The following is a 9,103-nucleotide window of genomic DNA, read 5'->3' on the forward strand; positions in this document are numbered from 1 at the left end:
GCAGCGCACCGGCATGCGTTCGTGTACGCATGAAGGCCCCGACCAGAGTGGTCGAGGCCTTCGTGAGTACGGCTGGTACGAACTACGCCAGGCGAGTCTGCAGGTTCTCGGCCAGTGACGCGAGGAATTCCTCGGTGGTCTGGTAGCTCTGGTCCGGGCCGACCAGGAGCGCGAGGTCCTTGGTCATCTTGCCGCTTTCGACGGTCTTGATGACGACGTCTTCGAGGGTCAACGCGAACTCGGTCAGGGCCTTGTTGTTGTCGAGCTTCGCGCGGTGCGCGAGCCCCCGGGTCCAGGCGTAGATCGACGCGATCGGGTTGGTCGAGGTGGGCTTGCCAAGCTGGTGCTGGCGGTAGTGACGGGTTACAGTGCCGTGGGCGGCCTCCGCCTCGACGACCTTGCCGTCGGGGGTGGAGAGCACGCTGGTCATGAGGCCGAGCGAGCCGAAGCCCTGGGCGACGGTGTCGGACTGAACGTCGCCGTCGTAGTTCTTGCAGGCCCAGAGGTAGCCGCCCTCCCACTTCATGGCCGAGGCGACCATGTCGTCGATCAGGCGGTGCTCGTAGGTCAGGCCGGCCGCATCGAAGTCGGCCTTGAACTCGGTGTCGAAGATGTCCTGAAAGATGTCCTTGAAACGACCGTCGTACGCCTTGAGAATCGTGTTCTTGGTCGACAGGAAGACCGGCACCTTGCGCTCGAGGCCGTAGTTGAGTGAGGCGCGGGCGAAGTCGGTGATCGACGAGTCGAGGTTGTACATGCCCATGGCAACGCCGTCGCCGGGGGCCTGGAAGACCTCGAACGTCGACGGCTCGCTGCCGTCCTGGGGCGTGAAGGTCATGCTGAGCGTGCCCTGGCCCTTGAAACGAAAGTTGGTGGCCTTGTACTGGTCGCCGTAAGCGTGGCGACCGATGATGATCGGCTTGTTCCAGCCCGGCACCAAACGCGGAATGTTGGAGATGATGATCGGTTCGCGAAAAATGGTGCCGCCGAGGATATTGCGGATGGTGCCGTTCGGGGAGAGCCACATCTTCTTGAGGCCGAACTCTTCCACCCGCGCTTCGTCGGGCGTGATGGTCGCGCACTTCACGCCGACGCCGTGCTTCTGGATGGCGTGGGCCGCGTCGATCGTGATCTGGTCGTTGGTCTCGTCGCGCTTCTGGATAGAGAGATCGTAGTACTCGAGATCAATGTCGAGGTACGGGTGAATGAGCGTTTCCTTGATGGCGTGCCAGATGATGCGGGTCATCTCGTCGCCATCGAGCTCGACAACTGTTCCCTCAACCTTGATCTTCGACAAAAAATTCTCCTCTTTGCTCAGTGTGGCCGTCACGACCACCGTCGAGCTTACTAGAAGCTCACAACTATCTTGACATCGAGATAAATGTACGAGCCGATCGCGGGTGTCGAAGTGTTGCTCGACTACCGGCGACCCCGGGCGCACGTTAGCCTGAGCACATGGGTGAGCTGACGCTGGAAGAACTATCCGCACGTAACATCGTTGCGGCCAACAACCTGAGCCTGAAACCGGGCCAGGAGCAATTCATTGCGCCGGTGTCGTATTCGGTAGCCGCCTCTGTGATCAACCCGGCCACCTCGTGGCAGCGCGTGGTGCTCCTCGACGGCGTCGTCGCTGGTTTCATCCACGGAAATTTCGACCCCAATTCCGAGCATGAAGAATTTCGCGCCTGCATCTGGCGCATCAACGTCAACGCTGACACCCAGGGGCAGGGCGTCGGCAAGTTCGCTGCAGAAGCCCTCGCCGCCGAAGCTCGCGAGCGCGGCTTCGAGCACGTCAACGTCATCTGGGAGCCCGGCGCCGACGGCCCGGAGGCTTTCTTTCACCGCCTCGGCTTCGTCGACGTCGGCGAAACCCAGTACGGCGAGGTCATCGGTTCGCTCAAGCTCTGAGCCGCGTTCAGTCCGCGCATGACCACGCCGGAGCACGACGACTTCGTGTCACGGGTGCTCGGTGTGGTTGAGTCCATCCCGGCGGGTCGCGTGATGACCTACGGCGGCGTGGCCGCGGAGCTCGGCTCTCGCGCCGCCCGTGCCGTCGGCCAAGTCATGGCTCGTTACGGCTCTGACGTGGCGTGGTGGCGGGTGGTTCGCGCCGGCGGGCATCCGCCCATCGGGCATGAGGCCCAAGCGCTGCCGCACTACGAGACCGAGCGCACGCCGCTGATTCGCGCAGTCCAGGAGCGGGCGACAACGGATGCCGCCTACCGCGTCGACTACGCAGCTGCCCGTTGGTCGCCGCGTACATGATGCAAAGGGCACAGCCGACTCCATCGTCACTCGCCAAACGATTACGGCGGAGGCGGAAGCGCTGGCCGGTCACACCACCGGGCGCGCCGTGCTGCCCCGCACGATCAGCTCGAACGGCATGTTGATATTGAGACCCGTGCGGGACTCCGGATGCGGTCGGAGTCCTTCCATGAGCACCTCGACAGTTTTTCGCCCTGCAGCTGCGGAAACTGTGCAACGGTGCTGAGCCCGAAAAAAAGCCGCCAGTTCATGGTCGTCGACACCGATCACCGATACGTCCCCCGGCACGACGAGCCCCAGGTCGCGCGCGGCCAGAATACTGCCAATGGCCATTTCGTCGGACGCGGCAAAGATCGCAGTCGGGCGTTCATGCGGCCGTCCGAGTAGCTGCTTGGCCGCTTGATAGCCGCCGGCCGTGGTGAAATCCGCCGGACGAAAGTCATCGCGGCGCGACTCGATTTCTGCAGCAGCGAGGGCAGCCTCATAGCCGAACCAGCGGTTGGTCGGCAAGTTGAAGTCCAGATCGAACGCCTTTGCGGTCATCTCCGTGGTCGCGTTCCGCAAGACCAAGGCACTCGAGGAGTTAAACCGATGACGTCTGGCGACGGGGCCACGCGGGTCATCCCGCTCAAACGTCCGTTCAGTTTTCGGCGCTGGTTTGCTCGCACTGGCTGGCGCCACCTGGTGGGCATCGTCATGGTCGTATTCTCCGGCTTTCCGCTGCTGTACGTGCTGTCTGCGTCGCTCAATCCGCATGGCACCCTCACCGGATCGAACCAGCTGTTCTCGCGCATCGGCTTCGTTGCCTACGCTCGCATTCTCAGCACGCCGGAAGCCCCGTTTGCGTTGTGGTTCGGCAACACCATCATCATCGCCGCGACGACGTCGATTCTCACCGTGTTCCTCGGCGCCCTCGCGGCATATTCCTTCTCGCGCATACGCTTCATCGGTCGCCGGGTGGGCCTGCTGACCCTCGTGCTCGTGCAGATGTTTCCGCAGCTGCTCGCCGTCGTTGCGATCTTTCTGGTGATGAGTACGATCAGCGACCTGTTCCCGGCAATCGGCCTGAACACACAGATCGGCCTGATCATGGTCTACCTGGGCGGAGCTCTCAGCGTGAACACGTACCTCATGTACGGGTTCTTCAACACCATTCCCGCATCGATCGATGAGGCGGCCAAGATCGACGGGGCCAGTCACGCTCGTATCTTCTTCACGATCATTCTGCGGCTCGTCGCCCCGATTCTGGCCGTCGTGGGGCTGCTCTCGTTCATCGCGACGACGAACGATTTCGTGGTCGCCAGCGTTCTGTTGATCGACCCGGACAAGCAGACCCTCGCCGTGGGACTGTACCGGTTGGTGTCCAACCCGAATTACGCCGACTGGAGTGACTTCTCGGCCGGCGCAGTGCTGGCCGCCCTGCCGGTGATGGCGTTATTCCTCTACCTGCAGACGTACATCGTGGGCGGCCTCACTGCTGGGTCAGACAAGTAGCCAACGGCTGGCCCGACCGCAGCAAGTCGCACGGACCGGAACGGTCTAGGGGGTCGACCTGGCGAACGTTTCAGCGGCGGGTTCGATGGCCGGCTCGGTCGAGCCCTGATCCAGTCGGAACGGTGGGTATTCGTCGCGCAGCAGCGCCGTGTACGTCACGACGCGAAACACCCAGCGGTTGACCCCCATGATGACGTTGAACAGCGGCCGCTGATACTGGCTGGTGAACAGCAGGATGACCCCGGCGACCACGACGAGAATGCCCAGGAGGGACACTCCGTCGGTTCCGCCAGCGCCGGTTCCACCGTCTCCTCGCCAGGGGTTGGCCCAGGCCGCCCCTCCGCCGACGAAAACCGTGAGCACCACCAGGTGCGGAATGGCGAGCAGCCAACTCTTCACGAGCACGAGGCCGCGTGACAGGCGTTCGGGGTACTCGACGTCGAAATCGGCCGGGTAATCGGTGCGCGCGAGCGTGAACGGCGGGTACCGGTCGGTACCGAGGGCTGAATAGGCGTAGAACGACACGCGCCAGCTCCACCGCAGCACGCCCACGTTAAAGTGAAAGATCGAACGCGGGTAGCGACCGGTGAACAAAATCGCAAACGCTGCCACCACGGTCGTGACCAGGAAAGCGAACCACAGGCCGGCGAGCAGCACGAAGTGCGGAACGGCCAACAGCCATTTGATCAGCCACAGTCCACGCGAGAGCACGGGGTCGAGGTGCCCGGTCAGCGCTGCCGGATACACGGGTTTGGGCGAAATGGAAGCGACCAAAATGGATGCCGGCAGCGCGGTCGCCGCCGCTGCGACCGTGCCATCCGCTCGGGCAAACGCGGGCGGCTGCACTGGCGCACCAGCATCACCCCGCGCACCGGGCCCGCGTGACGTCGGCGTGAGCCTTCTCCCGAGTCCGATGGCACCCAACACGACAAGGAGAACGCCCAGCAGAAAGAGGATGCCACCGGCGAGAAGGAGCCCCACGCTGATCGGCCCCAGCAGGTCGGTGTGTACGCCGCCCGCGAGGTTCACCGCGATTCCGGGCGTGGCATCGGCATTCATCACGACGACCGACCAGTCCCCCGCGGCGGGTTTCCAGATGATCTCCTGAGTGCCGGCGCCCGCTGCAGATTCGGTCCAGAAGGTCTGTTCGGCGGGAGCAGCGGGCGCTTGGGTGCCCGGAACGTCAAGGTAGTCGACCCGAAACGGTGTCGTCTGTACGTCACGCAGCTCGCTGTAGTTCACGTCGGCGAGGTAGGCATCGACGTCGGCGCGTGGCGCGATGCCGATGAAGACGTCCCGATCGGTCGCGACATTACTCGCTTGCAGGCGCAGCGTGGCGATGTCGAATCCGACTCCTGTCGACACCATAAAGTCCATGCCGACGTCAAAATTCGGCGACGTGATCGCGGAGGAATCGACCGTGAAGGTCTCGGCCTGCGACGTGAAGTATCCGTCGTTCCCCTGGGCAGCCGTGGCAACGGCCAGCGCCGTTCCCCCGGACAGCATGCCAGCACCGACCAGGCCCAGCACCGTGCCCAGCACGAGCATGATGATCGGTCCCGTCCGTGCCCCTGACTGCACACGAGCCGGGGTTGTCGGCGACGAATCGGGAGGGGGTAGCCCGGGTCGGGTAGGCGGGTTCATGTTACTCATCGTCTGGCGGCCTTTCTTAAAACGTGCATGCCAAGGGACGGAAAGTCCGACCCCAGCATGCCCCACCTCCGCACGCCTGACCAGTGACCAAAGACCCGACTGTGGTTTGCTGTGCTGACCGTCGGCGCGGTGCTAGCGTGCTGGCATGCAGAGCGATCCGGTCGTCACCAACCCGCAGTTCTATCGGGTGATCTTTGAAAACGAGCGGGTGCGGGTGCTTGAGTATCTCGACCGGTCCGGCGATGAAACAACGCCGCATCGGCATCCGGACAGCGTCATGTTCACCCTCACGGCGTTCACTCGGCGGCTGACCACCGGTGGTCGATCCGTCGACCTCGAGCTGCCGGAGGGCGTAGCCCGGTGGCTTCCCGCGCAGGAGCATTCCGGTGCGAACATCGGAGAAACGGCCACGCACACCATTTTCGTGGAACTCAAGGAGCCGGCCCCGAATCCGCTCGCCCCCGGCTCCCCCGAACCCCTCGGTCCCCTGCCCAATTGAGCTGGCCAGCTCGACTTTAGAGGCATTGGCCGACGTGGACGTCAAGACCTTTGGCATGGGTGCCGCTCAGGTCAACACCGTCAGCATCCGCATGAACGCACATCGACGACTCTGCGGTAGCTATAACGCAAGATCACGGGGTTTTGGTGATGCGACCCAGTTCTCTTCTCAGGATTTCGGTTGCCCAGCTGCTGTCGTGATCAAGGGGTTCCATTAGTAGGTGAATGGCGAGGCCGTCGAGAACGGCGTGCAGATGGCGCGCGTTTTCTACTAGGTCCGGGTCGCTGGGCCTTTGGGCCAACATCTCGGTTAGCCGTAGGCACACTTCGCCCAGTTCTCGGTATGCACGATTTCTGATGGAAATTAGTTGAGGTAGCGCAGGACTTTCCGCGATCAGCGCGATGTTGACTTCAAGTTCTGCGCGACTGTCTGAGTGCAGAGGCAGGAAGTTTTTCAGTACCTCCAGCGCATACTCCGATCTATCGGAGCCTGCAGCAACCTCGAGAACGCGTTGGGTGGCGCGTTGCACCATGAGCTCAGCGGAGAACGCTAAGAGTTCTGCCCGGGTGGGGAACACGTGACGCAAGGAGCCGACCACAAGACCGGCCTGCTCGGCGACTGTGCGTACTGAGACCGCACTGATACCTCGGTCGAGGATGACCTGCCAGACAGCCTCAGCGAGCTGCACTTTGCGTGCATCACGATTGATCGTTCTCGGCATAAGTTGAGATTAGCACGACTGTGCTAGCTTCTCTTGAAGGAGACAGTACGAGGGGGATTAGTGATTATTGCCATCATTATCGGCTGCGAAGTCGGTTTCTGGGTTCTGATTGTGCTCGGTCTCGTTGCCCGCTACGTGTTGGGCCTCAAAAAAACCGGGCTGACCCTTTTAGCGATGACTCCGATAGTCGACATCATTCTGCTCGTTACTGCGGCGATGGACCTGATATCCGGCGCGACGGCGACGATCTTTCATGGGATTGCAGCGATCTATTTGGGCTTCTCGGTGGCCTATGGGCACAAGATGATCACGCGGGCCGACCTCCACTTTGCCCATCGTTTCGCGAAGGGGTCGGCACCGATCAAGCTCTACGGGCCTCGGTACGCTGTCGAGTGCTGGAAGGACGTCGCACGCACAGGTCTGGCCGTGACAGTCGCTCTCGGGACCATCTGGCTGTTGACTCTGGTGGTAGATAGCTCCGACAGAACGAGCGCACTCAATGAGCTAAACAGCATTTTCCTGCTGGTCTTTTGCCTCGAAGTCGTCTGGGCCCTCGGGTATACCCTGTGGCCGAAGAAGCTCCCGACGTCGACTCGACTGGTCAATGTGGACGTGGAGACCACACCTGCGCAGCAGACGAAGCCATGACCGTGCGAACAGTCCCATATACGGTTCTCACTTTTTCGGGCCATGGCCTCAACTATTTGCTCGCTGGTATCGAGGGCAACTTCCCTCGGCCTCGCCGCAATGTTCGCGCACCGACGCGGTCTGAGCGGCGTGTTCGAGGAGGTGGAACGGGTCGAATCCACCCCGCTCAAACGAGTGCCATCAACACTGCGGCCCGGCTCAGCTCGGCCCCCCGTTAGTATGAGCGCATGGCGCACTTGGGACCTGTCACCTGGCCACCTGGCCCGCTCAGGACCGAGCGCTTGGTGCTGCGCGAGTCTGGGGCTAAGGACCGTTCGGCTGTTATCGACCTGTTCGGCTCGTCGGAAGTGTGCACCTACCTCGGTGGCCCTCGCCCGCGGGACGAACTCGAGCGGGCGGTGCCGGAAATTCCCGGACGTCGCCCTGGCTATTTCGTCGTCGATCTTGATGGAGCGCCGATCGGCATAGTCACGTTCGATCGGCGCGACCCGGAGCGTCCGGGTCACATTCGCCCGGAATGCCTTCTGCCGGATCGTTGCAGGTTCGCTTCCGCATCACATCATCGAATGGCCGAGGCGGCGACCATCGTGGCAGCCACACCCGACCGCCTGGGCGATCTCTTAGCCGTCGGCCGACTGATCCCGGACCAACCGTTGAGCGCATTCTAAAAAAACAGGCTGCTGCCTGATCTTGCGCCGCAGTCACGGTCAAGCAGCGGCTCAGCCGGCCATAAAAACATTTTTTTGGGTATTTTTTGGCGGACATTGACGATTTAGTGCTTGTAAGCATGATTTTTCCTCGGGAATGTCGGTGGTCGGGTGTTGAGTTGAATCATGAACAACAGGGCAGTGGACCTCACCCGGGCGGCGGCCGCAGTGGCCGCGCTCGGTGGTTCCAGCGCCGACTTCAGCAGCCTCTCTGATGCGCAGGTGCTCGCCGCGCGTGCCCCGATCGCCGAGCTACTGCGCCTGAGCACCCTGGCGGCGGCATTACTGGCGGGCACGATCGCACGGCGGTCCCGGCCCGAGCTGGGACAGTCGGGGCTGGCAACGCGGCACGGGTTTGGCAACCCGACCATGATGGTGCAAGACGCCACCGGCCTCAGCCGCATCGAGGCTGGCCGGCTGCTGGCCGTCGGGTACTCATGGCCGACACGGAAACTGCCGAACTTCGCGCCGTCGACGCCGCTCGCGAAGCCGTGCTGGCTGCCCAGACCGCCGCCGACGTTGCCGCGGAAGCCGAACAGGAAGCGGCGCGTGACGCTGCTCGGGAAGCGGAACGAGCGGCGGCATGGGCCACGCTGCACCCACATCTGCCACCGCTGCCCATCACCGTGCCCCGGCCTGTACTGCCGGTCGCAGCGGTGATGCCATTGCCGCCGCTCGCGCCGGTGGCAGTGCCGTGGCAGGCACCGATCATGCACGCCATCACCGCCGGCACCATCTCCCCCGGCGTTGGCGACGCGCTGCTGCGCGGCCTGGGCACCCTCGATCAAGCGATCACCGCCGAGAAACTCACCACCACCCTGCACGTGTTACTCATCGAGGCGCCGGGGATGAATACCGAACAGGCCTACAAACGCGCCCGGCGCCTCCGGGACGACCTCGACGCTGCCGGCATCCTCGCACGGGAGAAGCAAGCCCGCGACGACACCACCTGGTCGCTCTGGCGGCGCGCCGACGGCATGGTGACCCTCCACGCCCTGATGGCACCCGAGCAGGGCGAAATGTGGCTAGCCACCTACGACGCCCTCACCAGTCCGCGACGCGGCGGCGTGCGATTCGTCGACCCGACACGAGCCGCCTGGGCGCAGAGCGTCAAGG

Annotated in this window: 10 protein-coding genes and 1 pseudogene; 7 read left to right on the plus strand and 4 right to left on the minus strand. The window is 63.2% G+C overall.

Annotated elements, in window-relative coordinates:
• Window positions 1-82 precede the first annotated feature (82 nt).
• On the minus strand, window positions 83-1,297 hold the full coding sequence (locus E3T51_RS01945) for an NADP-dependent isocitrate dehydrogenase (RefSeq protein WP_134526766.1): 1,215 nt from the start codon (window positions 1,295-1,297) through the stop codon (window positions 83-85).
• A gap of 158 nt (window positions 1,298-1,455) precedes the next feature.
• Here E3T51_RS01945 and E3T51_RS01950 point away from each other — a divergent pair, with 158 nt between their 5' ends.
• Both E3T51_RS01950 and E3T51_RS01955 read left to right on the plus strand, forming a co-directional pair.
• Complete coding sequence (locus E3T51_RS01950) at window positions 1,456-1,908, plus strand: GNAT family N-acetyltransferase (RefSeq protein ID WP_134526769.1); 453 nt, start codon at window positions 1,456-1,458, stop codon at window positions 1,906-1,908.
• 18 nt (window positions 1,909-1,926) lie between these two features.
• On the plus strand, window positions 1,927-2,265 hold the full coding sequence (locus E3T51_RS01955; RefSeq protein ID WP_134526771.1) for an MGMT family protein: 339 nt from the start codon (window positions 1,927-1,929) through the stop codon (window positions 2,263-2,265).
• A 69-nt stretch (window positions 2,266-2,334) separates the two neighbouring features.
• Here the strand turns inward: E3T51_RS01955 and E3T51_RS01960 are convergent, their stop codons facing one another.
• A complete protein-coding gene (locus tag E3T51_RS01960; RefSeq protein ID WP_241989114.1) occupies window positions 2,335-2,808 on the minus strand; it encodes a substrate-binding domain-containing protein in 474 nt (157 codons plus the stop codon).
• 48 nt (window positions 2,809-2,856) lie between these two features.
• Between E3T51_RS01960 and E3T51_RS01965 the strand changes: the two genes are divergently transcribed.
• Window positions 2,857-3,759: a sugar ABC transporter permease gene (locus E3T51_RS01965; protein WP_134526774.1), complete on the plus strand. Its 903-nt coding sequence runs from the start codon at window positions 2,857-2,859 to the stop codon at window positions 3,757-3,759.
• Window positions 3,760-3,804: 45 nt separating this feature from the next.
• On the opposite strand, the gene E3T51_RS01970 is transcribed toward E3T51_RS01965, so the two are convergent.
• Window positions 3,805-5,403 (minus strand): DUF4389 domain-containing protein, encoded by a 1,599-nt coding sequence (locus E3T51_RS01970; protein WP_198417820.1) that lies wholly within the window; start codon window positions 5,401-5,403, stop codon window positions 3,805-3,807.
• 154 nt (window positions 5,404-5,557) lie between these two features.
• Between E3T51_RS01970 and E3T51_RS01975 the strand changes: the two genes are divergently transcribed.
• Window positions 5,558-5,911, plus strand: a complete 354-nt coding sequence (locus E3T51_RS01975) for a cupin domain-containing protein (RefSeq protein ID WP_134526777.1) — start codon at window positions 5,558-5,560, stop codon at window positions 5,909-5,911.
• A gap of 133 nt (window positions 5,912-6,044) precedes the next feature.
• Here the strand turns inward: E3T51_RS01975 and E3T51_RS01980 are convergent, their stop codons facing one another.
• A complete protein-coding gene (locus E3T51_RS01980; protein ID WP_134526780.1) occupies window positions 6,045-6,632 on the minus strand; it encodes a TetR/AcrR family transcriptional regulator in 588 nt (195 codons plus the stop codon).
• 60 nt (window positions 6,633-6,692) lie between these two features.
• Here E3T51_RS01980 and E3T51_RS01985 point away from each other — a divergent pair, with 60 nt between their 5' ends.
• The 3 genes and pseudogenes from E3T51_RS01985 to E3T51_RS01995 form a co-directional block, all read left to right on the plus strand.
• The gene (locus E3T51_RS01985; RefSeq protein WP_174844549.1) at window positions 6,693-7,280 is read left to right on the plus strand and encodes a hypothetical protein; all 588 of its coding nucleotides are present in this window, start codon (window positions 6,693-6,695) and stop codon (window positions 7,278-7,280) included.
• Window positions 7,281-7,561: 281 nt separating this feature from the next.
• Complete coding sequence (locus E3T51_RS16925) at window positions 7,562-7,948, plus strand: hypothetical protein (protein ID WP_198417821.1); 387 nt, start codon at window positions 7,562-7,564, stop codon at window positions 7,946-7,948.
• A gap of 476 nt (window positions 7,949-8,424) precedes the next feature.
• Window positions 8,425-9,103 (plus strand): annotated as a pseudogene (locus E3T51_RS01995) (hypothetical protein); the annotation flags it as partial.

It is taken from the genome of Cryobacterium serini, assembly GCF_004404025.1.
Lineage (GTDB): Bacteria > Actinomycetota > Actinomycetes > Actinomycetales > Microbacteriaceae > Cryobacterium > Cryobacterium serini.